Raw genomic sequence first — 26,524 nt, forward strand, 5'->3', positions numbered from 1 at the left:
CGTCTACGCCGCGATGCCGTCGATCAGCCGCGGGAACGCCATCGCGCCGTCGTCGCGCAACACCGCCGGAAGCAGCTCGGCGGCGAGGTTCTGGTAGCACACCGGGCGGAGGAAGCGGTCGATCGCGAGGCTGCCGACCGACGTCGTGCGGCCGTCGGAGGTCGCCGGGAAGGGCCCGCCGTGGACCATCGCGTGGGCAACTTCGACCCCGGTTGGCCAGCCATTGGCGAGGATTCGGCCTGCCTTGCGCTCCAAAACGGGCAAAAGGCGCGAGGCCATCGGCACGTCGTCGGCGTCCATCTGCAGCGTCGCGGTGAGCTGGCCCTCGGTCGTCGCGAGAACCTTCGCGAGTTCAGCCTCATCGGCACAGCGGACGACGAGCGATGCCGCGCCGAAGACCTCATGGCCGAGGCTTTCGTCGCTCAGGAAGTCGGGCGCACCCGTGGCGAACAGAGCCGCCCGCCCGCGGCTCGCGCCCTCACCGACCGCGCCCTGCGCGAGCGTCTCGACATTGTCGTGGGCGAGCAGGTGCGCGACGCCCTGCTCGTACGCGGCGTGGATGCCGGGGGTGAGCATCGTCGCCGCGCTCGCCGCCGCCATCGCCGTCCGCGCCGCCGCCTCGAATGCGTCGAGGCCGGGTCCGGGGATCGCCAGCACGAGGCCGGGGTTGGTGCAGAACTGCCCCGCGCCCATCGTCAGTGAACCGACGAACGCGGTGCCGAGCGCCGCGCCGCGCGCCGCAAGCGCCGCGGGGAACAGCACGACCGGATTGACGCTGCTCATCTCGGCATAGACCGGGATCGGCACGGTGCGGGCCTGTGCGAGACGGACGAGCGCGAGGCCGCCGGTCCGCGAGCCGGTGAAGCCGACCGCGGCGATGCGCGGGTCCTGAACGAGCGCGGTCCCGAGCGCGTTGCCGGGGCCGACGAGGTGACCGAACACGCCTTCGGGCAGGCCGCACGCGGCGACTGCGGCACGGATCGCGCCCGCGACCATCGCGCCGGTGCCCGGGTGCGCCGGGTGGCCCTTGACGACGACGGTGCAGCCGCTTGCGAGTGCCGACGCGGTGTCGCCGCCCGCAGTCGAGAAGGCGAGCGGGAAGTTGCTCGCGCCGAACACCGCGACGGGGCCGACCGGGATCATGCGGAGGCGCAGGTCGGGGCGCGGCAGCGGCGCGCGGTCGGGGAGCGCGGGGTCGATCCGCAGCCCGAGCCAACCGCCGCGCTCGACGACGCCGGCGAACAGCCGAAGCTGCCCGACGGTACGCCCGCGCTCGCCCTCGAGCCGGGCGCGCGGCAGGCCGCTTTCGAGCATCGCCTGGACGATCAGGTCGTCGCCCAATGCCTCGATCTCGGTGGCGATACGGCGAAGGAAAGCGGCACGCTCGGCGGTGCCGGTCTCGCGGTAGGCGTCGAACGCGGCGTCGGCGGCGGCGCAGGCAGCAGCGATGTCGGCGGGGCCATCGATCGCGTACTCGGCGCCCATGGCTTCACCGGTATCGGCAGCAATCGAACGAAAAACAGACGCCGAGGCCATCATCGCCACCCTAAATCGCGGTTACTTGGAATACTCGGACAATAGGGTTAGACATTGGCCAAGGCAAGATTGTCTTTTGGCCAACGCGCTGCGAGGCTGGCAAACTATTGGGGGCGGCGGAGGGAAAGTGGCGAAATTGACCGTCGATGCAGTGAGTGAAGCTATAGCCCGTGAAGGCGTCGGCAGCGATGCGACCAGTGGCGATACAGTCGCCGGCAGTGGAATTGCGAGCGGCGGCTACGGCCGCCAGCCCCGTGGTACCGGGCGGCGACTACACGGCGCGATCGCCCACAAGCTCGGCGTCGCTATTCTGTCGGGAGCGTATGCACCCGGCGACCGGCTTTCGGGCGAGGTTGCCTTCTCCGAGGAGCTCGACGTGTCGCGCAGCGCCTATCGCGAGGCCGTTCAGGTGCTAACTGCGAAAGGACTGGTCGAGAGCCGCCCCAAGGCCGGGACGCGCGTGCTGCCGCGCAACCGCTGGAATTTGCTCGATCCTGACGTCTTGGCGTGGGCCTTCATCGGCGACCCCGACCTGAATTTCATCCGCGGGCTGTTCGAACTCCGTGCCATCGTCGAGCCCGCCGCCTGCGCGCTAGCTGCCGAACGCCGTGACCGTGCCGATTTGAAGGCGATGAAGGACGCGCTGACCGCAATGTCGCGCCATACGCTCGCGAGCGAGGCGGGACGCGCCGCCGACCGCGACTTCCACCACGCCATTCTGGCCGCGACCCGCAACGACGCGCTGATCGTGCTAAGTTCGAGTATTGGCGCGGCGGTCAACTGGACGACCCAGTTCAAGCAGCGCGCGCGCGCCTTGCCCCGCAACCCGATTCCTGACCACCGCCGCGTCTACGATGCCATCGCAGCGCAAGACGGGGTCGCCGCCAGCGAGGCGATGCGAGTGCTTGTGGACCTGGCTCTCGAGGACACGAATCAATCTATGGAGCCATAAGCTTCAGGGCACTCGCGTTGGTGCTCGTTCGGGCCAGCATGACATTGAAGACGAAAGCCCTTTTACTCCACCGTTCGGTCGGGCAGCGCAGCCGTCACCCGCGCGCCCCACACCGCATAGAACAGCACATACAACTCGCACGCCGCCGTCAGCAGGAACGACGTCTGCAATCCATATGTATCCGCCAGCCACCCCTGCACGATAACCAGCGCGCCGCCCGCGATCGCCATGATCAGCAGTCCCGAGCCCTCCTCGGTCAGCGGGCCGAGGCCGCGGATGCCGAGGGTGAAGATCGTCGGGAACATGATCGAGTGGAACAGCCCGACCGAGATCAGCGCCCACATCGCGACGTGGCCGGTCGTGAACGTCGCGACGATCATCACGACGAAGGCCCCGGTGCTGGCGAAGGCGAGGACCTTTTCGGCGGGGATGGTCCGCATCACCGCGCTGCCGACGAGCCGCCCGACCATCATCCCGCCCCACAGCAGGAACAGGTAGTGCGACGCCTGCTCGTGGGTCAGGTTGCCGATCTCGGGCTGGCTGACGAAGTTGATGAACAGGTTGGCGACGCCGATCTCAGCAATCAGGTAGATGAAGATCGCCGGGATGCCGAAGACGAGGTTGCGGTGCGCCCACAGCGACTGGCCGCGCCGCGCTTCCTTGCCCGAGCGCTGGGTCGCGGTGCCCATCGCGGGGAGCGGGAAGCGCGCGATGACGACCGCGAGAACGACGAGGATGCCCGCGACGATGAGATACGGCAGGACCACCGCATGCGCGTCGGCGATCCGCTCAGCTTGGGTCAGCACTGCGGTGCTCCCCGCCGCGGCGGTGCCCGAAGTCGAGCGCCCGAGGATCAGGTAGCCGCCGAACAACGGGGCGAGCGTCGCCCCCGCCGAGTTGAACGCCTGCACCAGATTAAGCCGCGACGACGCGGTTTCGGGCGGGCCGACGACCGCGACATACGGGTTCGCCGCGACCTGGAGCAGCGTGATGCCGCTGGCGATGACGAACAGCGCGAACAGGGTCACGCCGTACGAGGGGATACGCGCGGCCGGAACCATGACGAGCGCCCCCGCCGCCATCATGCCGAGGCCGATGACCATCGCGTGCTGATAGCCGACGCGCTCGATCAGCTTGGCCGACGGGATCGAGGCGAAGAGATAGGCGATGAACCAGACGCTCTCGATCAGGGTCGTCTGGGTGTAATTGAGGTCGAACACGGCGCGCAGGTGCGGCAGCAGCGTGTTGTTGATGACGGTGATGAAGCCCCACATGAAGAACAGGCTGGCGAGCAATGTCAGGATCGGGCGGAAACTTGCTTGCGGCTTGCCGCCCGCGGCGGCCGACACTGTCTTTCCTGCTCGTGCCGGAAGTGCCATGCGCGTCCCTTTCCCAAGTCCTAATCGGCGTTTAATCGCGGCCGGATCATCTTGCCCTGTTTCTAATTGTCCGACTATATACCGGCAAGCGCAGCGTCAATGTTGAACGCTGGCACGACGATTGGGACGATATGCGAAGTTTGATCCGGACGCGCGCGGCACTCGCCTTCGGCCTCGGGGCCACGCTTAACCTGACGTTGGCATCAACCGCCGTTAATGCCGCCGAAGCACAACGCGCGGCTGCTGGGAGATTAGCCGACGGGACAAAGATCGAGCTGATCACGCTGAGCAACAGCCACGGCGTCGCCGCTCATATCCTGACCTATGGCGCGACGCTCCAGGGGTTGCTCGCGCCCGATCGCAACGGCAAGCTCGCCGACATCGTCCTCGGCTATGACGCGCTCGCATCGTACGTCGACCATCCGAATTACTTCGCGGTGACGGTCGGGCGTTACGCCAACCGGATCGCGGGCGGGCGCTTCGTCCTCGACGGCAAGACCTATCAGCTCCCGCTCAACGACAAGACCAACTCGCTCCACGGCGGCGGCAAGGGCTTCGACAAGGTCGCGTGGCACGTCGCCAGGATGACCAGCGGACCCGTCGCGAGCGTCGTCCTGACCCACCGCAGCCCCGACGGCGATTCGGGTTACCCGGGCAACCTCGACGTGACGACGACGTACGCGCTCGACGAGGCGGGGGCGCTGACGATCACCTTCGCCGCGACGACCGACAAGCCGACGATCGTCAACATGACCAACCACGGCATCTTCAACCTTGCGGGCGAAGGCGCGCCGCAGGGGACGTCGCAGCATGTCCTGACGATCCCGGCGTCGGCGATCACTCCGGTCAACGCGAGCCTGATCCCGACCGGCGCACTTATGTCCGTCGCGGGGACGGTGTTCGACTTCCGCAAGCCGCGCCTGATCGCCGAGGGACTGCGCGACGGGCATGACCAGCAGATGCGCTTCGGCCAGGGCTACGACCATAATTTCGCAATCGATGCCGGGCTGACCGCCGAGCCCAAGCTGCTGGCGCGGCTCCACGATCCGGCGTCGGGGCGGACGCTCGAGGTGCTGAGCACCGAGCCCGGGGTGCAATTCTACACCGGCAATTTCCTCGACGGCACCTTCGTCGGCAAGCACGGTCATCTGTACCGGATGGGCGACGGCATCGCGCTCGAGCCGCAGAAGTTTCCCGACGCGCCAAACCAGCCGGAGTTCGTTTCGGCGCGGGTCGATCCCGGCAAGCCTTATCGGCACGTCATGGTTTATCACCTCTCCGTCCAGCCCTGACCCGGAACCCGACGATGACTGATATGTCCGCCTCGAAGCTCCGCAGCCGCGCCTGGTTCGACAACCCCGCGAACGTCGACATGACCGCGCTGTATCTCGAGCGCTACCTGAACTTCGGTCTCAGCCTCGGGGAACTACGGTCGGGGAAGCCGATCATCGGCATCGCGCAGACCGGGTCGGACCTTAGCCCGTGCAACCGCCATCACCTCGTGCTTGCCGAGCGCGTCCGCGACGGCATCCGCGAAGCCGGCGGCATTCCGCTCGAGTTTCCGGTCCACCCGATCCAGGAAACCGGCAAGCGCCCGACCGCGGGGCTCGACCGCAATCTCGCCTACCTGGGGCTGGTCGAGGTGCTGTACGGCTATCCGCTCGACGGCGTCGTGCTGACGATCGGCTGCGACAAGACCACGCCGGCGTGCCTGATGGCGGCGGCGACGGTCAACATTCCTGCAATCGCGCTATCGGTCGGCCCGATGCTTAATGGCTGGCACAAGGGCGAGCGCACCGGCTCCGGCACCATCGTCTGGAAGGCGCGGCAACTACTTGCCACCGGCGAGATCGATGATGCCGGCTTCATCAAGCTGGTCGCCTCGTCGGCCCCGTCGACCGGCTATTGCAACACTATGGGCACCGCGACGACGATGAATTCGCTCGCCGAGGTGCTCGGCATGCAGCTGCCCGGTGCCGCCGCGATCCCGGCGCCGTACCGGGACCGACAGGAAATTTCTTATTATACCGGCAAGCGCATCGTCGAGATGGTCGCACAGGACCTTAAGCCCTCCGACATCCTGACGCGCGAGGCGTTCCTGAACGCCATCGTCGTCAACTCGGCGATCGGCGGCTCGACCAACGCGCCGATTCACCTCGCGGCAATCGCCCGTCACATTGGCGTCGAGCTACCGCTTTCGGACTGGCAAACCCACGGCCACAAGGTGCCACTGCTGGTCAATCTGCAGCCTGCGGGCGAATTCCTCGGCGAGGACTTCTACCGGGCCGGCGGCGTGCCCGCGGTCGTCGCCGAGCTGATGCGATCGGGTCTGATCCATGAAGGCGCGCCAACCGTGAACGGGAAGTCCATCGGCGACAATTGCCGCGACGCGGCGATCGAGGACGCGCGCGTCATTCGCACTGTCGCCGAGCCGCTGGTTGTCGACGCCGGCTTCATCGTGCTGCGCGGCAACCTGTTCGAAGCGGCGATCATGAAGACTAGCGTCATCGGCCCCGAGTTCCGCGACCGCTATCTGTCCGACCCGACCAATCCGATGGCGTTCGAGGGCCCCGCGGTCGTGTTCGACGGTCCCGAGGACTATCATCATCGCATCGACGACCCGGCGCTCGGCATCACCGCCAAGACCCTGTTGTTCATGCGCGGCGCCGGGCCGATCGGCTATCCGGGTGCTGCCGAGGTCGTCAACATGCGGCCACCTGTGTACCTCATCCGCGAAGGCATTCACGCACTGCCGTGCATCGGCGACGGCCGTCAGTCGGGGACCAGCGGATCGCCGTCGATCCTCAATGCATCGCCGGAAGCCGCGGCGAATGGCGGCCTTGCACTGCTGCACACGGGCGACCGTGTCCGAATTGACCTCGGCCGCGGCACCGCCGACGTGCTGATTTCGGATGAGGAGTTACACCAGCGCCGCAACGTCCTGATAGCGTCGGGGGGCTACGCATACCCAGACTCACAAACGCCGTGGCAGGAGATCCAGCGCGCCACTGTGGGCCAGCTCGACAAGGGCGCGATCCTCGAGGGGGCGGAGAAGTACCAGAAGATCGCCCAAACGATGGGGCTGCCGCGGGACAACCACTGAACGGAAGGTGACAGGTAAGGCATCTCCTCCCACTCGTGATCTTGTTGTGGGAGATGCCGAAGGGCGGATTGATCCCTTCCGAACCAGGCGAATGCCACCAACCACAACCGGCCGCAACGATCCGGCCAGCACTTAGGGAAGACCAATGACCATCAACCCGACCGCATCGCGCCGCACCGTCCTCGCTGGAATCGCGACCCTTGCCGGCAGTGCCGCGCTTCCCGCCGGCGCGGCCACGGTCGGGCCGGCCCCCGTCCCGTCGAACCCGCTCGTCCACCAGCGCGCCGACGCGCAAGTGTTCCGCAACGACGACGGATATTACTACATGACCGGATCGGTGCCCGAGTACGACCGGCTGGTACTCCGTCGCTCGCGCACGCTCGCCGGCCTCGCCACTGCGCCCGAGGCCATATTGTGGAGACATCTTTCCAGCGGCCCGCTGTCGGGTTTCGTCTGGGCCCCCGAGCTGCACAAGGTCGATGGGCGCTGGACCATGTACTTTGCCGCCGGCCCGAGCGGCGGCGGCGAGGATGTTTTCCGTATCCGAACGTGGGCGGTGGTCTGCGACGGATCCGATCCGATGACCGGTAAATGGACCCTGCTTGGACAGTTACAGACGCCGTGGGACAGCTTCAACCTCGATTCCACGAGCTTCGTGCACCAAGGCAAGCGATACCTGTGCTGGGCGCAGCGCGAGCCAGGCATCGACACCAACAGCAACCTGTACCTTGCGCCGCTCGCGACGCCGCTGACGTTCGCGGCCACACCGGTGCGGCTGTCGGTGCCGACGCTGCCGTGGGAAGTCCGCGGCTACAAGGTCAATGAGGCTCCCTCTTTCCTGGCGCACGGCAACCGAGTCTTCTTGAGCTATTCCGCCAGCGCCACCGACTCGCGCTATTGCCTCGGTCTCCTGACGGCCGATGCGAACGCCGACATTATGCAGGCGGCGTCATGGTCGAAATCACCAGAGCCGGTGTTCGAGACGTCGGCGGTCACGGGTGTCTACGGCCCGGGCCACAACAGCTTCACGGTGGACGAGCAGGGCGGCGACATCCTCGTCTACCATGGCCGCGATTACGATAAGATCACCGGAGATCCGTTGTTCGACCCGAACCGTCATACCCGCGTACAGCGTCTGTATTTCGATGCCGACGGCCGCCCCGATTTCGGAATCCCGGTGGGCAACGGTCCGATACCTTCTCGCCTGTCGCCCGCCGGCCAGCCCGCCGAGTTCCTGGTTCACCACGGAGATGCAGTAGCAATCGGTAAAGGAACAATTCCCGCAACCCAGTTCCGCCTGCTCCCCGGGCGCGACGCGGGCAGTGTAAGCCTGCAGCCGGTCGATGCGCCGGACTTCCGCGTAAGCTGGAGGGACGACTCGACGGTCGCCCTTGCCCGCGACGATGGCTCGCGGCAGTTCGCCACGAAGTCGAGCTTGACGCTTCACCCCGCGCTGCGCACGCCAGACGGCTACAGACTTATCCCGGTTGGCAAGCCCGGCGCGGTCGTCTCGCACGAGGGCGGCCGCGTGCTCATCGGTCCCGCAGGCGATAGAGCGAACACGATCTTTATCCTGAGCTGAGCTTTTTCAGGCACTAACCGTCCTCCAGCTTTCATACAGTTACATGGCGAGATGTACGTATGTCAGATATTGGAGAAATCCTAGAGTTTCGAGTGACAGTATATGGGTCCTTTCGTCAGCGAAAGTTGCTGAATGACCGTCTGCTATGCCGCATCTAGTGCCAGAACTGCCAGGCAGCTATCGGCCCCCGTCTTTATATAACGTGTCGTCGTTGCCTTCAGGGCAGGGACGGGTGGACAGCGGCGGTCTGCTTTTGATGCTGAAGAGGGTGTAAGCAGACGTTGCTGATCAGCGCTCAAGCGTTACGCACAATCCTGAACGCAATGTAGCCTGCCACAGCTATAGTAGCGCAAAGCAAGGCGACGGTGCCGGAGGTCAGGTACATATTCGAGACCAAAGCCCCCAACGTCCACCTTGTCGCAGGCGGCGGATTGGCTGCATCGATCAGAGAAGCGTGTGTCTAGATCGGAGTAATGCAAAACAAGAGCCCAGTCGAGACGATCACCCATATCGCAAGCTTCCACCACATACGATCATCCAACCACTTCCACTTTAAGAAGCGGCACGACGCCAGCAGCGTCCGCAACTGGGGCTTCCCGATATACCGAAGATAGTTGGGCTATGGTCCGCTTTTCCACATCCGACGCCCGAAAGCGGCCGGTCCGGTAACGGCCCTTAGCGAAACGAGATCTAAATGAGCGGCGACTTTCGGGGGTGGCCGGACGCGGCGGGGAGGGGGGTGGGTCTTGACGTAAGTCTACTCGATGATTGGGATAGAGCTTACTTTGCACATGCGGAGACGTTCGACCAATATGCGCCTTTTTAAGACAGCAGCCTGATGGATTTGACCCTTATGCAGCTGGATATTTGCCACTATCAGATGCATTCCTGTGTCGTCGATAGTGGCTTGTGTGCGATAGCGAGTTCCAAGTAATGCAAGCGCCTCATCAAGACGAGTATTGCTCGTCTTTGCATCCCCCTTACGTTGGGCAGCATCAGAGGCGACGAGTAGTTCCTGAGCGTGTTGAGGCTGACAAGCAGCTGCTGCTGTTGTGGGAAGTGCGGCTGCAATCGCTGTGCCAGAGCCGAAAAAAGCAAACATCAGACCAACCGTCATGGCCATTTTATCCCGGAGAGACACGTGTCAAAACTCCATCCATTCCTTGATAGTACGCCATATGATAGTTCGATGCCACAATCTGAGCTTCAACGCGGCTAGACTGCTGAAACGTTCTGCTTTTGGAGATTCCGCTCTGAATCCGCGCGTTTTGGTTGTCATTAAGCTTATTATAATCGACGGTTCTGGGCGTTTCAGCCGTAAGTAACAATGCGAATACGCGCGGCCCAGACTGAACGATCATAAGAATAAGTTGTTCGATTATCTGATAGGCAATGTCGCCACCGCTGAACGAGACGCCATTCATTGATCCCTCGGTGCGATCATAGGGATGAGTATGCAATGCGCCGACAAGAGTGAATTTCGCAGAGTCTTTTGCGAAGAGGTCGGGCGAAAAGCTGCCGGCGGTGCTGGCTAGGCCTCCGATGTTTTGGACGCTGAGGTGACCACTCGCATCGGCGAAGATCGCGCCCTGCTCTTTGGCGTGGCCTCCGGGATAACTGGCTGCACGTTGAACCTGGAAAATACGGTTGTTTACCGCTGAAAATCGGATGGTCCGCGGCGCCTCTCCTGGAGCCGCCAAGTTGGCGATGTCAGCGAGTACCGTCGGACCAATATGGTAGCTCCGAGAGGGATTAGGCGCGGTCATATATCAATCTTTCGCACGGAATGCCTTTTGTCTAGCCGATAATCCTGAAGCGCAACGATCTGGAGATTAAGCCGCTATCTCGCCGGGTGGATTTCCTACCAATTGACCCGGCGCGTCTGCTTCACCGCCTGTCACCCCCGAGAGTAGACGGACTGATCACCACCCTCCTGCGCCGTCTGCACCCGCCACGGGCTATTCAGTCGTCAACGCCCATAAGATGAACGGGCGTCCGGGGCTAGAGCACGACGTGGCCGCTGAAAGACCGAATGTGGGTCTTAACAGCGTACCGCGGTGCCTGAGCTAAGGTCCGCTTTGTCGGATTTAGCGGCCGGGAGCTGCCGGGCGGCTATCGGCCCCCGAGGCTGCGCCAGGACCGGCGCCGCCGCAGCGACGACCAAAGGGGGTGGACTCCGCACTGTCCGCTTTACGGGAATTTTAGTAGAAAAGCGGTTAATTAGAAGGCTACGATAGATGCTTTTTCTGCGTTGGCATTGTCTCGGCAGCGTTACCTCTGAGCTACCTTGAAGCGCGCGAAATAGCGTTTCGCAGCTCTGAAGCCGTCGACGCTGAACGACGTGGTGTTCGCGTGGCGGCAGATCGTGGAGAGTGGGACGAAGGTGGTTGAACGTTTCGGCTATTCGCGCGGAACTGCTCATCGCCAGGCCCTTTAATCGACAGGCGGTCGCTCGCCAATGCACTCGGTCGTTCGAAGACTACTCCTGCGTCTTCATCGTCAGGTACACTCCGTTCGCCACGCCAGCGAGCAGGAGAAGATTGGTATCGAAGCTCACCAGTCTGAGATTGGCGACGACGTTCCAGCAGAAGATCAGGCCAAGTATGACCGTCCAGGCGATGATCTGCAGGCGATGGAGCTGCACCTGCCCGCCCTGCCAGTTGCCGGCGATATCGTTCCAGAAATTCCGTGACGCAGCAACGGAACCTTTGGATGCGTCGACTACCGCAGCCGCCCCGGCAGTAGCGCCCGATATTCCAATCAGCACGAAGAGAGCAGCGGGGAAGACGTTCAGATACTCACCAGTGACAAGCCAGACGTAGATGTAGCCTGCCGTAGAGAGCATCAGCCAAAACGCCATCTGCACCAGAGCTAGGCTATACGCGTTCTTGTTGCTGACGCCATCTCGGAGAAGCGCGGTTTCATAGCTTAGCCCGCACAGGCCGATCAGCACGAAGACGATGCCCGCAAGGGCCAGCCACATCACTACCGGCTCGTAGAGGAGGAACGTGATCGGATGCTCCCGGCCATCCGTGCCGAGGGTCGTCGCAGTCGATGCCGCAGGTGCCGCTGCGTCGATGGGAGCAAGGCCGATCGTGATTGGCACACGGCCTTCGTGGGTCGGCTGCGCAAGAATGTCGCGCCAGAAGGTCGCAGCTGCACTGGTCGCATCCTCGTCAGGTTTGACGGTGAACGAGAGGGCTTGGGGAGCTTGCTGAGCCACGGCGTGGGCAGTCAGCGTCGATGGATGACCTTCGACAAAGAGCTTGTATTCGAATCCCTTCGTGAACTCTGTCAACGCCGATTGTGCGGACACGTAGTCTGAGCGCAACGCGGCTCGCTGGGCGAACGGGGCCAACGAGATCGCCGCTTCGGAGTCGACCACGGCCTTCCGCAGCTTTTGAAGTTGTGAATCGGCGACCACGTTCTGCACGATCACGCAGATCCGCTTGCTGAACTGCCACTGGACCGGATCGACGCCGATGATCTGGAATCGGTCCTGCTTAGAAGGCGTGGCCGCTACCGTGGTCGAACTTGGCAGATCGCAGTGGAGACTCTCGCGCCCAAAGTACCCGTTGACGCCGGTCACCAAGCAAGCCGCTAGCAGAAGCAGAATTCCGATGAGACCGATCTTGCCGCTCGGTCCGGCAAGCATCGTCATGAGCGTGTGTCCGAACGATGCACTCGTCGGTAACAGGTTGCCGACGCCGTTGCCGTTTGTCGCCATTGCAATTCCCCCTCGACTTAATTGAACCCTGCCCAAAAAAACCGGCCTAGTCATGCGCGATCTTTCGACTTCGATGAGACGTGAAATGATCGTGCAGGACGGTCGGACGAAGGAGATCCACTCGATTGCATGCCATCCCGAATGAGGCTCGACACGATTACGGTCGGGAGCAGCGCAATTCGGCTAACCAAGGCACAGTTTTTTTTGGCTAAGCCTATGTCGGCGTCGAGCCACAAGCCCGCCATTTTACCGGGTAACCATCTGAAGTTATGCCAAAGACCACTTTGACGATCGGGTGCCGATAGGGGCCGATCGAGCCCCTTCCGCGGACAGATCATTCGACGACAACAAATGGTTGCCTCAAATTTGGAGGGGTTCCACTTGAACGCCGATCCACCGAATGGACAAACGACAGGTTCCAAGGAGCGCCAAGCTCCTCGAGCATTTTGTTAAGGGGTGATCGTGTCGTTGGATCTATCTGACCGGAGGTCCGCTTTCCACGCCGAGTCGCTTTGAAGCTGCCGGTCCGCTTGCGGCCCCGTCCCAGCCAACATCGCTGATCGATGCGTAGGAGCGCACTGGTCTTTTGCCGCCGGACGCCATATATGTTTGATGCATACCACCGGGAGTAAAAGCATGGATACTGCCAAGCTGTTCTGGACCGGCCGCAGCCAAGCGGTGCGGTTGCCGCGCGCGTATCGGATCGACGGCGACGCCGTTCGTATCCGGCGGGCGGGGGCGGCGGTAGTGCTCGAGCCCTTGCCGGTCAGCTGGGCGTGGCTTGATGGCCTACAGCCGGTCGATGCCGACTTTTTTGAGGACGGCCGCGATCAGCCGCCGCCGCAGCCGCGAGCGGCGTTCGACGCGGCGTGACCTTCTTGCTCGACACCAACGCGGTCATTGCCGTGCTGCGCAATCCGGCAAGCACCGTCGCACTCCGGCTGCGCCGACAGTCGCCTGAGGATGTGGCAATATCGGTCGTGGTCCTTCACGAACTCTATTGGGGTGCCTACCGTTCGGCGCGGGTGGAGCACAACCTCGCGCAGGTCGATGTGCTAGCCTTCCCGGTGCTCGACCTTGATCTCGATGATGCGCGCGAGGCGGGGCGTCTCCGCGCCGAGCTGGCGGCGGTAGGTCTGCGGATCGGTGGCTACGATCTACTGATCGCCGGCCAGGCGCGCGCCCGGGGGCTTATTGTCGTCACCGCCAACACCCGCGAGTTCGAGCGCGTCGTGGGGCTAAATTTCGAGGATTGGGCGGCGGTTTGACGAAGCGCTGACTGACCTGGACGGTCAGAGTGCCTTGTCCGTTTTGGGCGAAGGGGCAGCGGCAAGAGCGAACTCAGATAGCTGAGGGTATCGACCTCCGTCTTCGCCACTGTGAATTTCCGATTTTTGAGCCCGACACCTGAAAGCCGCCGGGCAGAGATCGACCCCTTGTCGAGCCTTAAGGTCGGAAGGTTCAGCCGGGACGCTCCGCGAGCTCGGGTATTCCTTACATCGAGCTTCGAAGGTCGTAACTGCGAGCCTTCCAGAGACGAGGCTAGGCGCGCTTATGCGCCGTATGTATGTCATTTGAGCACATTTCTATATCGCGACCCCCTTATGGCGCTGAGTGTGAAAGATCGAGAAACCGATAGCCTCGCCCGCCAGGTGACGAGCATGACCGGTGAGACGCTGACTGAAGCGGTGCGCGGTGCTCTTCGGCTGCGGTTGCGCGATGAGCAGCTCAAACGCGGCGAGCGGCCTTGGGACGACCAGGCAATTGACGCGATCCTCGAGCGGTTCAACGCGCTTCCTTTACTCGATCAGCGATTTGACGATGAGATCCTGGGCTACGACGAACACGGCCTGTCGTCCTGATGGTGATCGACAGCGCGGCGTTGATGGCGATCCTCTGCCACGAGCCGGAAGAGCAGACCTTTCGGAACGCTATCAAGCTGGCTTCGAGTCGACTGCTTAGTGCCTCAACGCGCGTCGAGATCGGTATTGTCGCTTAGCCGTGCGGGAGAGGCTGGGCTCGAGCAATTACAGGCTTTGCTAGACACGCTGAAGATTGAGACCGTGCCGGTCTCGGCCAACCACGCCAGCCTTGCAATCGACGCCTTCCGACGCTTTGGCAAGGGACGGCATTCAGCGGGCCTCAACTTCGGCGATTGCTTCTTATATGCGCTCGCCAAGGCAACAGGCGAGCCAGTGTTATTCAAGGGCGAGGTCTTTTCACACACTGACATTGAGCAGGTCTAAACAAGCAGCAGCTATGCCGCATTCGCACCGACAAGCGGTCAGTCCGTGAACGGCCCCCAAGGTGACAGGCTGTCCGCAGGGGCGGCGAAGGTGTCTTTTCTCGGCTCCGCCGTGGCGACGCGTCGCGAGAGCTCAGCGGTCCTCGCGTGCGATGCGCTCAAGCGCATCGACGACGCGTGTTTGCAACCCCGCACCGCCCTGCTTGAAATGCTCGATCACCTCGCGCGGAAGGCGAAACGAAACACGCTGCCGCTCGGACGTCCGCGGCCGTCCGGGCTTACGCTTAAGCGCCGCCGCTAGCGCCGGAAATGCCTCGAGCGGCTTGGCCCGAGCCAAATCTTCTTCGGTCCATTCCGGATCATCAGCATCGGCAGGTCGGGCTTGGGCAAGGCAATCAGATGGCGGGCAACCCTACCATCAGACATGACCGCGGTACGCCTTCAAGTGCGGGCGGCGAAAGCTGATGCCGCGAACTGTCCCGTTACGCAGCGTTGCGGCGAGGCAGCGCGGTACTCCGTCGAGCGTCCCGTAAATTCGATAAAGCGGTTCGTCGAACCGCCGAACTTCGACCACCGCGACGATGTCCAAGTCGTCAGCGCGCGCCAAATACGAAAGTCCGTCTCGGAACTCCTGCAGAGAGAGCTAGCTCTTTGCGAAGACCCATGTGATCGGCGTTGGAGAGGCGGTAGCTGACCGCGGGCGAAGAAGGTGATAGAGGACGTGTCGCTTCGTCCTAGGAGTATGGCGCATGAAGACCTTGGCTCTTGCCCTCGCGCTACTCGCGGTAGCGTCACCTTCCGCCGCGCAAGAGGCTCCCCGGCCTCGGCATCGCCTGACACCGGAGGACGCGGCCCGTTTGCTGGCGAACCCCGCAGCGCAGAACCTAATCGCGCAGAAGATCGCGTCGCTCGCGAGCATCGTTCTTGACATCAAGGTCGGGCCGCTTGCGGCGTTGGCAGACCCGCGCGACGATGTCCGCCCCGAAGACACGCTGTACTCGATCGAGCGACGCCACGACCCCGATCTTGACCGACATCTTTACGAGAGGTCACATCGCGCCGTCGCTACTGCCGGTGCGGTAGCTGGCGGCGCGGTGACGGAGGAGGCCGAGTTGCGCCGCACGGCTGCCCGTCTGCGCGCCGCGCTCGCCCCGTTAGTCGATGCGGCTGAGGCGCCCAAATCTCGCCAGCAAAGACCCGGCTACTAGATAGAAAGGATCTAAGAGGACCCCGCCGCACAATAGCGGCAAGTTTTGTAGATCTGAACGAACGGCTAGTTTGGAAAAGGGGCTAGAGCGCCTCGATTGTCGATTTCTGGGTGACCTCTGCGCACAGAGGTGGCTGAACAATGGTCTGCTGACCGCGCCCGCTCGTCCGGGAGCCGCCAGGCAACTACCGGCCGCCCGTTGCGGTAACCTCCCCCGATCGCCGGGTCAGCGGCCCCAGACGTGATGGACGTCTCCAATAGTTCCGGTCGCGTCGTCGACCTTAACCCACGTCTGGGCTCCGATGCCGGCGTTGCGAACCCGCCAGACGAGCCGATCGCCGTCAGCCCGGACCGTCGCCATCTCCAATGGCCGACCGACCTGCCGTACGTGCGGCGCGGTGGCAGCCAGTGCCACCGCGTCTTGCGCAGTGAGCCGGGTCGGCGGCGGCCGCTCAGCCGTGCCGAGCAGGCGGCCGAGCCAGTTGCGGCCATCGGCTCTCATCACCGCCCGCCTCCGGCCTGCGCCGGTGACGCGGCCTGGGACATTGGCGTCGCGTTCTGTTGGGGCTGGGCCGGCATCGCCCCAGCCTTGTAATATAGTTCCATGGCAATGCCGAGCATGAAGCCGGACGCGATCAGCCCGGCTCCCTCCGGGATCACCCCCGTGCCGCCCCCACGCGGCTAGGGTGGGGTCGGAGCCTGCCCGTCGCCAGAACATAGGCGTTCTTTACTGGGAAGCGCAGCGATGAAAGCAACTTCGCCCAACCGTTGACTCGGACCTGCGCCACGGTTTCGGCCAGCGTCACTTCGAGATATCGAAAGAGCGATGATCCAGAACAGCTGCCAGTGCGCTTCTCGGCCTGGAAATTGTGGCGAGGTGATCAGCGGTGCCGTCAAGGTCCGTCGCCGTTTTCGCGTAATTGGTGTCCCGCCCGAACTCGTAAAGCTGGTCGATACCGCTGAATACCGCAAGGCCTCTCGAAAAGACGCCGACGACCGCCACGAAGAAATCGATGATCTCGCCAACGGCGAAGCCATGGCGGACCACCCATGCGATCAGCACGCCGGCCATGATCGCCAGCGACTTCGGCTCGATGAGGGCGCGCAACTGAGCAGCGATTGCCGGACCGATCTTTCCAACCGTTCCTTCCAGCATCTCCCCGAGGCGCTGCTCGAACGTCATCGCGCTCACGTCAGCCATCGACATCGCTCCCGTCGTAACCACATCAAGCGCAGCGGTGTGACAAGTTCGAGCGCAGTGATTCTTGCAGCTCAGCGGATTCAGGATGAATGAATGGCGACCTGTCGGCGGCGACTGACGTCGTGCTCTGCGTCGGTTCGACGGCAGCTATTTAAACCTTATTTGCAAAAGCCGTCAGACGGCTTCTGGCCCGTGATCACCTCGGGGAAGGTTCAATAAGAGATCTGGGTACAGGCTAGGCGTTGCCGCTCCGAATTCGCGCTGTCAGCGCCAGTTCGTCGCGCGCAATAAGCACTTTGCGGCGAACATCCAACGGCAGCGAGCGCTGATCGGTGAGGAAGCGGTCGACCACGGCCAGTGCCGCATCGTCCACCTGGCCGCCGATGAAGGCGTCGATCCACGCGGGCAGGAAAAAAATCCGGCGGTGCTGACGAATCCACTCGAGCCGGTCCAGCGCTGGACGGAGGAACGGCAGGGTGAGCGTCGCCTGGTCGACCGAATTAAAGTCGACAAGGCTTTCGCTGGCCCACGCTTCGTTAAGGGCCGCATCGTCGAGGTAGCGGTTGAAATACTCAGCCTTGGTCGCGACTACCGGCGTTGCAGCGCGGGCGATGAACGCGTCCTTCGCCTTCTCCGTCGTCTGGTCGAGCACTTGCTCGGCGTCGAGAAGCGCGGTCGCGTCGGGAGCGCCGATCGCGATCAATCGCCGGACGATCGCCCAGCGGGTTGGTTGGCGGATTGCCGCGCCGACGAACATCGTGCGCCCGGCGAGAAGCGCGCGCAGGCGGTCCAAGGCCAACGGCGCGCGCGCTGTCGCAACAAGTCGATCGAGCGCGTCCTTGCGTAGGCCGTAGCCGAGACGCACGTCATCGCTGCGCGTGAGCAGTGAAGCCTCCCAGCGGTCGCGCAGCGCCGCTGCCTTTGCATCCGGAAGGTAGAGGTCGAGGGCAATCGCGCCCCGCGCCAGAATCGTCCGCGACACCTGCTCGTCGGATTAACCCGGGAGATGGTCCAAAAGGACGGCGAGATAGCGATCCGGAGCGAAACGCACGTCGCGGACCGTGTCCCATAGCGCATTCCATAGCATCGCACGAAGGAGCGTATTCTTTACCTCAGCGACATGGGCAACGATCCAATCGACGGTGCGATCGTCGGGTAGGAAGAGGCCGTAGCCCTGGTCGCCGTCATTGGCCCAGACATAGTCCGGCGCCGGGAGGCCGGTTGCCCCGGCTACTGCGGCCGTCCGCCCCTTGAACGCGGCATCGAACACGACGTCGGCGCGGTCGTGATAGCCCAGCCGGACGCGGACCTTTATCGGCCATGCACCGCCCGGTTCGCCGGGAAGCGACCGTGCGGGCCGCTGGGTGAGCATCAGCGAGGCGATCCGGCTCCGCCAGCGCCAGTCGCGTGTCGACGCGGGGGAGGCCAGCACGCAGCATGTACGCCTGCCCGAATGCTCCAAGGTCGGCCCCCGATGCCTCGCCAATTGCGCCGAGCAGATCCTGCCACGTCGCGCTGCCATAAGCGTGGCGCGTCAGAAAGAGGTGCAGTCCGCGCTGGAACCCGTCCTCACCCGCCAGGAAGGCGAGCTGTTTGATGACCGCCGGCGCCTTGTTGTAGACGATCGGGCCGTAATTGCTCTTTGCGGCGTCGAGATTATCGAGCGGTTGCCACAGCGCCTGCGTGCCGCTGGTCGCGTCGGCGCGGTAAGCGGGGGTTTTGACGGACAGCAGGAACGTCGTCCAGGCGTTGCTATCGGGCTGAAGCTCGTCCTGGATGCGCGCGGCCATATAGGTCGCAAAGCCCTCCTTTAGCCACAGGTCGTCAAACCAGCGCATAGTGACAAAGTCGCCGAACCACTGGTGGCTGATCTCGTGATAGATTGTCGCGTCGCGGTTCAACCGCTGCGGTAAAGTTGGCGGCTCGCGGAAGACAAAACGGTCCTCGTTGTAGAACACCGCGCCGACATGCTCCATTCCGCCGAACGGAAAGGCAGGAGCGAGCAGCAGATCGAGCTTGGCGAACGGGTAGGGGACGTCGAACCATTCGGCGAGCCAACGGACGGCGGCGCGGTTGGTGGCGATCTGAGCGTCAGCGTCGACTTCGCCGCGGCGCGAGGCGCGGGCATAGAGGGCAATCGGCTGATCACCGACTGGCTCCGAGGTCCAATGCGCCCATGGTCCAGCGGCGAAGGCGGCAAGATAGGTCGAGATCGGCTCCGTCTCAGCGAAGCGCCAGCGGGTGGCACCCGCGACCGGGTCCTTCGCCGCCAGTGCGCCGTTTGCGAGGATCGTCCATCCGAGCGGAGCCGTGATTGCCCAGCGGAACCGCGCTTTGAGGTCGGGCTGGTCGAAGCACGGGAACAGCAGGTTCGCATCTGACGGCACCAAAAGCGTGTAGAGGTAGGTCTGCCCGTCCTTCTCGTCACGGAAGCGGATGATCGCCGCACCCGCCGCGGCAATCGGTGTCTCGAAACGGGTCGAGATCTCGTTTGTGCCGGACTTCAACAGGCGCTCAGGGAGAACGAGGTGGCCTTGCGTACGCCCGTCGACTGCTATCTTCCGGCCGTTGACGTGTAAGTCGGCAAGCACCGGTCCGCGGAAGTCGAGCACGAGGTCGCCGCTTTCTGCGACGCGATCGAAGCCGATGGTGACCGCGCCGGCTGCTTTCTCCCCACCTGTGAGGTCGAGCGACAGTTCGTAGTGCAAGCCCGAGATTTGCCCGACCCGGCGGCGCGCCAGCGCGAGCGGAATGCCCGCCGATACGCTTTCGTCAGGCGCCGCAGTCACCACCCGCGCGTGCGCCGCGAACCAGCCGAGAGGGGGGAGCAGCAGTACGGAGCGCAGCAGCCCGCGTCGGTCGGTCGGAGATTGCAAGACGGCCCTTTCAAACAGTGCAGCCACGACCCTAAACCAGCGGATGCCTGTCACAAGCGGCTAGTGTCGCAACCTATCAATGAATAAGTGGCGGCACTTCCCCGTTACGCGCGACCCTTGCGGATCACAAAGCGGCAGCAGCGTGTTGATAAACCAAGGCCCTGCAGAGCAGGGCGCCCTTGGCGCGCGTATGGCTGATGCTGCGTCCAAGCGGCACACCGGGCACACGCCTGTCTTGCAGAAAACATCACAGCGGCCGCCTGAACCAAGGTCGGCTCGGCTGCGGTCGATACCCGAAAGCGGACCGGCAACTATCGGCCCCATTGGGTCGGCCACCTTGGGATCAGCCCCAACTCTGTGATGAACGGTCGAACAACCAAGCCCTCGTTCCAAATGCGGTACGTATCGTCCCGACTCCGACCGCTACTCTTCTACCTCCATATCGCCATCTCGTAACCAGGATCTGGAGTAAGAACTATGTCGCAATCTTTTCTGGTAATTGGCGCTACCGGCAATCAAGGCGGTGCCGTGATAAACGCGCTTTTACGCGACGGCGGGGACTGGAACCTTAAGGCCCTAGTGCGCAATCCTAGCTCGAAACGCGCGCAAGCTCTAGGCCGACGCGGGGTCGAATTGGTCCGAGCCGACCTCGATGACGCGGGATCGGTGAACCAGGCTCTTGCCGGGGTCTACGGCGTCTATAGTGTGCAAAGTCCGGAGGCGGGCGGACCCGAGCGTGAAGAAAAGCAAGGCATCATGGTGGCGGACGCTGCCAAGGCAGCGGGTGTCGCCCACTTTGTGTATTCGTCAGTCGCCGGTGCGGACCGCCGGTCGGGCGTGCCGCATTTCGAGAGCAAGTGGCAGGTTGAGCAGCATATTGCGGCGATCGGCTTGCCGGCGACGATCATCCGTCCGACGTTGTTCATGGATAATTTCGCCACGTTCAAGTTCCGCCTCGTCATGCTTGCGATGCTGCGATCATTCGTGCCCGAGAACCAGAGGACGCAGATGGTGGCGGTGCGCGACATCGGCATGCTCACAGCGAAAGCGTTCGCTGAGCCCAAGCGCTTCGTCGGTCGCGCCATCGAACTGGCAGGTGATGCCGTGACGCGTGGCGAACTGGTACGATTGCTGCGTCATCACGGCATCAAACCGGCTCCTTCGATGAATATACCAGGCTGGATGCGGGGACAGGTACCCGAGGAATATCAGCTGATGATGAATTGGATCGCCGGAAAGGGGTTTGAGGCAGACATCTCCCAACTCAACGCTGAGTTTCCGTTCCTCACAAGCGTCGATCGTTGGGCGCAAAATCCCGAATTCTAATTTGACGGACCAACAGCACAGATCAATTCGTTGCGGGGAGACGATTGGCGCGCATGGCTTATATCACTGCAAACAGAGGACTTCCGAGATGGCCGATTACACGATGACCGAGCTTTCGAAGAAAATGCGCGAGATCGATTTCGCGATGCTGTTCACTAAGTCGGAAGGCGGTGAACTCGCAGGCCGACCAATGAGCAATAACGGCAAAGTCGAGTATCAAGGCGACAGCTACTTTTTCGCGTATGACTCGACGCGGACGGCGCAGGATATCGGCCGCGAGCCCAAGGTCGGCCTGTCCTACCAGGGCTCGGGGGGCCTGCTGGGAAAGCCGCCGATCTTCATCTCGATCGAAGGGGATGCCTCGCTGATCCGCGATAAGCAGGCCTTCGCGTCGCGGTGGTCGAAGGACCTTGAGCGCTGGTTTCCCGAGGGTATTAATACGCCGGGTCTCGTCATGATCAAGGTAAGCGCGACACGGATCCACTACTGGGACGGATCGGACGAGGGTGAGTTGGCGATGGAAGATTGATCAGTGATGCTCACGACGAACGATTGGCGTCACGGGAGCATCTGCGCTGCTCGATCCCGCTGACCTGAAGGCGTTCCTTCGCGTCGTGGAAACCGGCAGCCTGTCGGCTGCGGCGCGGTCGCTCGCTGCGCCTAAGTCGTCGATCAGTCGATCTGTGGCGCGCCTTGAGTCTGCGGTCGGAACTGTCCTCGTCGAGCGATCGGTGCGGGGTCTTCGGCCAACCGATGCGGGCATCCTTTTTGCGGTGCATGCCGACCGTATCCTCGCGGAAATTGATGGAGCGCACGCAGCGCTAGACGAGCTCGTCGGCGCGCCGCGGGGAACGCTGAGAATTAATGCCGCGGTGACATTTGCCGCCGGTCTTATCGCGCCGATGTTGCCCGCTTTCCTCGCACGCTACCCCGACGTGCGCGTCGTGCTCGAGACCGAAAACCGCATCATCGATCTCGCGCGTGAAGACGCCGATATCGCGATCAGGATCGGCCCGCTGGAAAACTCCGATCTGCGGGTACGGAGCCTGGGTCCGATCGAGCTCTGGTCCTGCGCAAGTCCTTCCTACCTTGCCAAGAACGGTCAACCGACCTCGGTCGCCGATCTCGTCGGTCACCGATTGTTCGGCTGGTTCGACGGGCCGAGTGAATGGACGTTCACCGGCCCCAACGGGCAACTCGAAACTGTTCAGGTTCCGACAGGGACTGTCGTTCCCGAGCCGATCGTCTTTCAGGCGCTGCTGGTCGGAGGCGCGGGCATCGGGCGGCTGCCGGACTTCCTAGCGCGCGGCTTGATCGAGAGTGGGCAACTACTGCGCATATTGCCCGGGTTCGGTTCGGAAACGACCGCGGCGCACGCGTTATATCCGAACCACCGGAGTCTATCGACCAAGGTCCGTGTTTTTATCGACGAGCTGATCAACTTCATTGGGCAGCAGACTGACTGATGAAACCCTGCTGTCGGGATGAACAAAGAACGTGCCCGCCAGATCCCGACCAAGACCAAACCGCTCGATACCGGCCGAGGCGCCGGTTGCAGGCTCAGCCAAGGTAGAGACTGGAGTGCGGCATCAGTATCCAGCCTAGAGCATCCGGCGTGCGCGCCAAAGCAATCAGCGTGTGCGTGGTAATCATCTGTCCGAACGTGCTTATCTATTGCGCGACGTAGGTCCTTCGGCGTAGCGCCCCGCCCGCGAGGCCGAAGCCGCCGATCATCAGCGCCCACGTCGTCGGTTCGGGCACCGCAGCCGTCGTTGCCGACGAAGCGTCGAAGTTACCCACCGCAAGGGTCTTCCCGAATGGATCGCCGCCGATCGATTTTCCAAGGAAAAAATCATAGCCGCCATTGCCGCTGCCGAGATCGAAGCCGCCGAAGGCATCGGCGATCGGATCGGCGTCAAGGCTGTAGCCGGCGGCGTTGATGAAAATGTTGCCGACGCCGGCGAAGGCGCCATTGAGTATCTCGACGATCGGATAGTTTCCTCCGCCAAGGTCGCAACCGGGCCCGCAGTCGCCTTCGGGATTGCCGTAGCTTTGGGCATCGAACTTGGTGAAGCTGGTCGATCCGAGCTTAATCCTGAGCGAGGCCTTGGGATCGTCGGACAGGCTCGCGGTCAGGACGCTTGAGAAGCCGAGGCCGGTACCGTCGTTGACCGATTGAGTGTGGTCGACGAGCTTGCTCGTGTCGTAACGAGCCTCGAAGGTGATCGGCGTATTGACGCCGAACGCCGCCGCCGTCCCCGGATTGATCGCAAGGATATGTCCGGAAAAGTCCACTTTGACGTAGTTCGCTTGCGCTGCCGACGCGGCGAAGGCGATGGGCAATACTGCTAGACCCAGTCTTGAAAAACGCATGACCATCTCCCTTGCGGTGCCCACGCTTCGTCGCGCGGGCCCATGAACTGAACGGAACGGACAGGACGAAAACGGGATAGTGGCGCGGCGTCAGGACAAGCGCGGGGACAGCGTCATTCCACGGTCAAAGAATCGTCAAATCGGCTAAAAAAGATGAGATGGCGGCCGCGGCACAGCTTAGTTACGCGGGAAAGATGCCCGCGAAGGCGTTTGCGCCGACGATCGCAGTCGGACCAATCTAGATGTGATAAGCCATCCAACTAGCCGCGGCCGAGAGGAGCATGGTGGACCAGGATAGTGGCGCGGGCTCGGTCTGTGAGGTGCCGTCGTACGATATACGGCTGTTCGGGACTTTCACGATCGTCGCTGCGAACGGCGAACCGGTTACGCCAGGCGCACGCAAGGCGCGGGCGTTGCTCGCCTATCTAATATTAACGGGCGAGCCGGTCCCGCGCGAGTGGATCGCCGCCCTTTTGTGGAGTGACCGGGGCGACGAGCAGGCGCGCGCCAGCCTGCGACAGACCCTGTACGAGATGCGGGCATTTGTTTCGGGCGAGTGTCCACCGATGGCGGCGTTCGACCGGACGCGGATCTGGCTCGTCGCTGGCAGCGTCATGACCGATCTCGACCGAATGCGGCTGCTCGGAACAACCGGGGAGGCATCTGCGCTGGTGGCGATCGTCGGCGATCAGCCGCGCGACCTTTTGATCGATCTCGACGGCGTCGATGCGGCATTCGACGACTGGCTCGTCGTCGAGCGCGTCCGTCGGCGTGACGAACGGCGTCGGATCCTCCTGGCGATGGGTGAGCGCGCACTCGCCGGCAGCGACGCGGCGGTGGCGCTCCATCTGGGCAACTGCCTTCTTGCGATCGACCCGATCGACGAGGCCGGAGCGCGACTGGCAATGACGGCGCACCATCGTTCCGGCGACCGTGACGGGACCCGTCAGACCTTCGCGCGGCTCGAAATGGCGCTGCGCGACGACATCGGCATGGCACCGTCGGAAGAAACTGTCGCGATGCACCGGGATCTGATGTCGGCACCGCCGGCGCGTCCTCCCGACAAGCCGGCGGCCCCGTCGTCCCGCCACAGCGTCGACGACGTCACCGGCGTCGAAGCGGCGCGTAAATTCACTGCGCCGGCGGCGCGGCGACCGTATTTGCGGCGGGCGACGGTGGCCGTGACCGTCGCCGGCGTGATCGCCGCTGCCGTCGGCCTCTGGGTCTGGCCGTCGAGCGGAGCGGAGCAGCGCATGCTCCTCGTTGAGCCGCTTCGTGTCGCGCCCGGCGACGGCACCGCACAGACATTGAAGGAGGGGCTGTCGACCGACCTCGCCCGCATGATCGTCGGGAACGACGCGACTTTGACCGTGGTCGACGCCGGTGACCAGCAGAGCGCTACACGGACCCGCTTCGCGGTTTTTGGAAACGCCCAGAGCAGCAATGGCGTCCTCCACGCCAACATCAAGCTCGTCGGCGACCATGATGCGATCCTATGGTCGAACAGCTTTTCGCGGCCGATCGGCGACGTCGACGCACTCCGCGAACAAATGGCCGCGGCAGTCGCCGATGTGACCTTATGTGCTTTGGGCCGCCACGATCCCGGTGCCCTCGACCTTGAGACGATGCGTCTGTTCCTTGGTGCCTGCGAGCAAAAACATGGAGACTGGGAGGTATCGGTCAAGTTGCTCAAGCAGGCGGTTACGCGAAAACCTGATTTCGCGCACGGCTGGGCGATGCTGGCCGCAGCAACCGCGTCGGTCGCCGACGAGAGCGACGACGCCATGGCAGCGAAGCTTCGGGAACAGGCGGGCCTCTACGCAACAAGGGCGCTGGCGCTCAACCGCAACGAGCCCGAAGCGTATTATGCCCGCGCCGAGATCCTGCCGGGGCTCGTGAACTGGCACCGTCGCATGCAAATTCTAGCGGCAGGCCATGCCGTCGATCCGACCAATTCGGTCGTGAACAGTACGATTGCCGGGAACCTCGCTCTCGTTGGTCGCCTGCACGAGGCCGTCGACTATGCTCGTTCGGCCGTCCAGTTCGATCCGTTCAATCCGCGTGAGCTCGCGTGGCTGGTTGAACTACTTGCCGACGATGGGCAACTTTACGCATCGGCGGCGGTCGCGCAACAGGCCGGGCAGCGATTTCCGCTGAACCGCTTCATCCTGCGCAGTGAGTTCATCGCCGCCGCTCTGGTCGGCGACCCCCGCCGCGCCCGCGCCCTGCTTGCCGACGAACTCTCACTTGGCCTCGAGATGGACAGCGCGGCGAACTGGAACCAGTTTATCGCTGCCCGCATCGATCCGGCGCCCGCCCGGCTCGACGATGCGGTTCGGTCAATCGTTGCCAGCGCATCCGACCCGCAGCACGGCGGGCTTGGATCGGTCGTGAAGCTTGGCGTTCTCCAACAGGTCGCCGCAGGCTACGAGCTTATCGCGCGAACGAGCCTAGACAGCCACACGGAGGTCGACACCGATCAGCTCTTTATCCCGACGATGGCGGCGTTCCGCGCAGATCCCCGCTTCATGGACCTTGCCGTGCGCGTAAAGCTGGTCGCGATTTGGCTCGAGAGCGGGCATTGGCCCGATTTCTGCGACAGGTCGCTTTCGTATGATTGCAGGATGGCAGCGCAAAAGGCTTTCGCGCACGGTGGATGAACAAATCATTGTGGCGCCTCAGGCCGACTCCCGACATCAGGCTGCATCACACTTAAATCACGCAAATGAACGTGAGAACGGCGGTTGAGTGGGAGCGCCAAATGTCGTTTTCGGGTCTCGCAGTCTTACGGAGTGAGCTTCATGAAAGTCCGCTTTCGCAGCTGCTCGCGCAAAGCCGTCGGACCGCGTTCGGCCCTGGTGCCCCATTGGCGTCGTCGCTGCCTCCAGGATTGAGAAAGAGTAGATTGCGGTCCGGCAACTCCGCTTGGGTCAGGATGCGACCGTTTTGTTCGACACGCCCGCAATGAACCTCATGCGTGCTGGGCTTGCGGGGTAAGCGGACGACGGGGCGCTGGA

At 63.2% G+C, this 26,524-nt stretch carries 24 protein-coding genes and 1 pseudogene; 13 read left to right on the top strand and 12 right to left on the bottom strand.

What is annotated here, in order from left to right; translation table 11 throughout:
- Positions 1-3: 3 nt before the first annotated feature.
- A complete protein-coding gene (locus tag KZX46_RS02335; RefSeq protein ID WP_219774240.1) occupies positions 4-1,539 on the bottom strand; it encodes an aldehyde dehydrogenase (NADP(+)) in 1,536 nt (511 codons plus the stop codon).
- 220 nt (positions 1,540-1,759) lie between these two features.
- On the opposite strand from KZX46_RS02335, the gene KZX46_RS02340 reads away from it, so the two are divergent.
- Complete coding sequence (locus tag KZX46_RS02340) at positions 1,760-2,488, top strand: FadR/GntR family transcriptional regulator (RefSeq protein ID WP_219774241.1); 729 nt, start codon at positions 1,760-1,762, stop codon at positions 2,486-2,488.
- A gap of 62 nt (positions 2,489-2,550) precedes the next feature.
- Here KZX46_RS02340 and KZX46_RS02345 read toward each other — a convergent pair whose 3' ends face one another.
- Positions 2,551-3,867: a sugar MFS transporter gene (locus KZX46_RS02345; RefSeq protein ID WP_219773748.1), complete on the bottom strand. Its 1,317-nt coding sequence runs from the start codon at positions 3,865-3,867 to the stop codon at positions 2,551-2,553.
- A 131-nt stretch (positions 3,868-3,998) separates the two neighbouring features.
- On the opposite strand from KZX46_RS02345, the gene KZX46_RS02350 reads away from it, so the two are divergent.
- The 3 genes from KZX46_RS02350 (at position 3,999) to KZX46_RS02360 (ending at position 8,552) form a co-directional block, all read left to right on the top strand.
- A complete protein-coding gene (locus KZX46_RS02350; RefSeq protein WP_219773749.1) occupies positions 3,999-5,159 on the top strand; it encodes an aldose epimerase family protein in 1,161 nt (386 codons plus the stop codon).
- Between the two features lie 14 nt (positions 5,160-5,173).
- Positions 5,174-6,970: an IlvD/Edd family dehydratase gene (locus KZX46_RS02355; RefSeq protein ID WP_219773750.1), complete on the top strand. Its 1,797-nt coding sequence runs from the start codon at positions 5,174-5,176 to the stop codon at positions 6,968-6,970.
- Between the two features lie 151 nt (positions 6,971-7,121).
- A complete protein-coding gene (locus KZX46_RS02360; protein ID WP_219774242.1) occupies positions 7,122-8,552 on the top strand; it encodes a family 43 glycosylhydrolase in 1,431 nt (476 codons plus the stop codon).
- A gap of 757 nt (positions 8,553-9,309) precedes the next feature.
- On the opposite strand, the gene KZX46_RS02365 is transcribed toward KZX46_RS02360, so the two are convergent.
- From KZX46_RS02365 to KZX46_RS02375, 3 genes are all read right to left on the bottom strand, one after another.
- Positions 9,310-9,675, bottom strand: coding sequence for a hypothetical protein (locus KZX46_RS02365; protein ID WP_219773751.1), 366 nt, complete (start codon positions 9,673-9,675; stop codon positions 9,310-9,312).
- Between the two features lies 1 nt (position 9,676).
- On the bottom strand, positions 9,677-10,318 hold the full coding sequence (locus KZX46_RS02370; protein ID WP_219773752.1) for a hypothetical protein: 642 nt from the start codon (positions 10,316-10,318) through the stop codon (positions 9,677-9,679).
- 713 nt (positions 10,319-11,031) lie between these two features.
- Positions 11,032-12,279 carry a hypothetical protein gene (locus tag KZX46_RS02375; protein ID WP_219773753.1) on the bottom strand — a complete coding sequence of 416 codons (1,248 nt, stop codon included), beginning with the start codon at positions 12,277-12,279 and terminating at the stop codon, positions 11,032-11,034.
- 636 nt (positions 12,280-12,915) lie between these two features.
- Between KZX46_RS02375 and KZX46_RS02380 the strand changes: the two genes are divergently transcribed.
- The 4 genes from KZX46_RS02380 to KZX46_RS02395 all read left to right on the top strand — a co-directional run bounded on the left by KZX46_RS02380 (position 12,916) and on the right by KZX46_RS02395 (position 14,525).
- On the top strand, positions 12,916-13,152 hold the full coding sequence (locus tag KZX46_RS02380) for an antitoxin (RefSeq protein ID WP_219773754.1): 237 nt from the start codon (positions 12,916-12,918) through the stop codon (positions 13,150-13,152).
- Positions 13,149-13,547 carry a type II toxin-antitoxin system VapC family toxin gene (locus KZX46_RS02385; RefSeq protein WP_219773755.1) on the top strand — a complete coding sequence of 133 codons (399 nt, stop codon included), beginning with the start codon at positions 13,149-13,151 and terminating at the stop codon, positions 13,545-13,547. The genes KZX46_RS02380 and KZX46_RS02385 overlap by 4 nt, the downstream gene beginning before the upstream one ends.
- Before the next feature lie 336 nt (positions 13,548-13,883).
- On the top strand, positions 13,884-14,141 hold the full coding sequence (locus KZX46_RS02390; protein WP_219773756.1) for a type II toxin-antitoxin system VapB family antitoxin: 258 nt from the start codon (positions 13,884-13,886) through the stop codon (positions 14,139-14,141).
- A 126-nt stretch (positions 14,142-14,267) separates the two neighbouring features.
- Positions 14,268-14,525 carry a type II toxin-antitoxin system VapC family toxin gene (locus KZX46_RS02395; protein ID WP_226895819.1) on the top strand — a complete coding sequence of 86 codons (258 nt, stop codon included), beginning with the start codon at positions 14,268-14,270 and terminating at the stop codon, positions 14,523-14,525.
- A 132-nt stretch (positions 14,526-14,657) separates the two neighbouring features.
- Here the strand turns inward: KZX46_RS02395 and KZX46_RS02400 are convergent.
- Together KZX46_RS02400 and KZX46_RS02405 are read right to left on the bottom strand one after the other, a co-directional pair.
- A pseudogene (locus KZX46_RS02400) lies at positions 14,658-14,876 on the bottom strand (BrnA antitoxin family protein); the annotation flags it as partial.
- Positions 14,877-14,942: 66 nt separating this feature from the next.
- Positions 14,943-15,131 (bottom strand): BrnT family toxin, encoded by a 189-nt coding sequence (locus tag KZX46_RS02405; RefSeq protein WP_219773759.1) that lies wholly within the window; start codon positions 15,129-15,131, stop codon positions 14,943-14,945.
- Positions 15,132-15,273: 142 nt separating this feature from the next.
- Here KZX46_RS02405 and KZX46_RS02410 point away from each other — a divergent pair, with 142 nt between their 5' ends.
- Complete coding sequence (locus KZX46_RS02410) at positions 15,274-15,732, top strand: hypothetical protein (RefSeq protein WP_219773760.1); 459 nt, start codon at positions 15,274-15,276, stop codon at positions 15,730-15,732.
- A 225-nt stretch (positions 15,733-15,957) separates the two neighbouring features.
- Here the strand turns inward: KZX46_RS02410 and KZX46_RS02415 are convergent, their stop codons facing one another.
- The 4 genes from KZX46_RS02415 to KZX46_RS02430 form a co-directional block, all read right to left on the bottom strand.
- Positions 15,958-16,233: a hypothetical protein gene (locus tag KZX46_RS02415; RefSeq protein WP_219773761.1), complete on the bottom strand. Its 276-nt coding sequence runs from the start codon at positions 16,231-16,233 to the stop codon at positions 15,958-15,960.
- A 300-nt stretch (positions 16,234-16,533) separates the two neighbouring features.
- Positions 16,534-16,932, bottom strand: a complete 399-nt coding sequence (locus tag KZX46_RS02420) for a hypothetical protein (protein WP_219773762.1) — start codon at positions 16,930-16,932, stop codon at positions 16,534-16,536.
- A 235-nt stretch (positions 16,933-17,167) separates the two neighbouring features.
- Positions 17,168-17,914 (bottom strand): ERAP1-like C-terminal domain-containing protein, encoded by a 747-nt coding sequence (locus KZX46_RS02425; RefSeq protein WP_226895820.1) that lies wholly within the window; start codon positions 17,912-17,914, stop codon positions 17,168-17,170.
- Positions 17,915-18,116: 202 nt separating this feature from the next.
- Positions 18,117-19,808: a M1 family aminopeptidase gene (locus tag KZX46_RS02430; protein WP_226895821.1), complete on the bottom strand. Its 1,692-nt coding sequence runs from the start codon at positions 19,806-19,808 to the stop codon at positions 18,117-18,119.
- A gap of 477 nt (positions 19,809-20,285) precedes the next feature.
- Between KZX46_RS02430 and KZX46_RS02435 the strand changes: the two genes are divergently transcribed.
- From KZX46_RS02435 to KZX46_RS02445, 3 genes are all read left to right on the top strand, one after another.
- The gene (locus KZX46_RS02435) at positions 20,286-21,134 is read left to right on the top strand and encodes an NmrA/HSCARG family protein (RefSeq protein ID WP_219773764.1); all 849 of its coding nucleotides are present in this window, start codon (positions 20,286-20,288) and stop codon (positions 21,132-21,134) included.
- A gap of 88 nt (positions 21,135-21,222) precedes the next feature.
- Positions 21,223-21,663 (top strand): pyridoxamine 5'-phosphate oxidase family protein, encoded by a 441-nt coding sequence (locus KZX46_RS02440; protein ID WP_219773765.1) that lies wholly within the window; start codon positions 21,223-21,225, stop codon positions 21,661-21,663.
- A gap of 64 nt (positions 21,664-21,727) precedes the next feature.
- On the top strand, positions 21,728-22,600 hold the full coding sequence (locus KZX46_RS02445) for a LysR family transcriptional regulator (protein ID WP_226895910.1): 873 nt from the start codon (positions 21,728-21,730) through the stop codon (positions 22,598-22,600).
- A gap of 205 nt (positions 22,601-22,805) precedes the next feature.
- Here KZX46_RS02445 and KZX46_RS02450 read toward each other — a convergent pair whose 3' ends face one another.
- Positions 22,806-23,507: a PEPxxWA-CTERM sorting domain-containing protein gene (locus KZX46_RS02450; RefSeq protein ID WP_216711574.1), complete on the bottom strand. Its 702-nt coding sequence runs from the start codon at positions 23,505-23,507 to the stop codon at positions 22,806-22,808.
- 284 nt (positions 23,508-23,791) lie between these two features.
- On the opposite strand from KZX46_RS02450, the gene KZX46_RS02455 reads away from it, so the two are divergent.
- A complete protein-coding gene (locus KZX46_RS02455; RefSeq protein ID WP_219773766.1) occupies positions 23,792-26,167 on the top strand; it encodes a BTAD domain-containing putative transcriptional regulator in 2,376 nt (791 codons plus the stop codon).
- Positions 26,168-26,524 lie beyond the last annotated feature (357 nt).

The organism is Polymorphobacter sp. PAMC 29334 (genome assembly GCF_019431245.1).
In the GTDB taxonomy this organism is placed as follows: domain Bacteria; phylum Pseudomonadota; class Alphaproteobacteria; order Sphingomonadales; family Sphingomonadaceae; genus Polymorphobacter_B; species Polymorphobacter_B megasporae.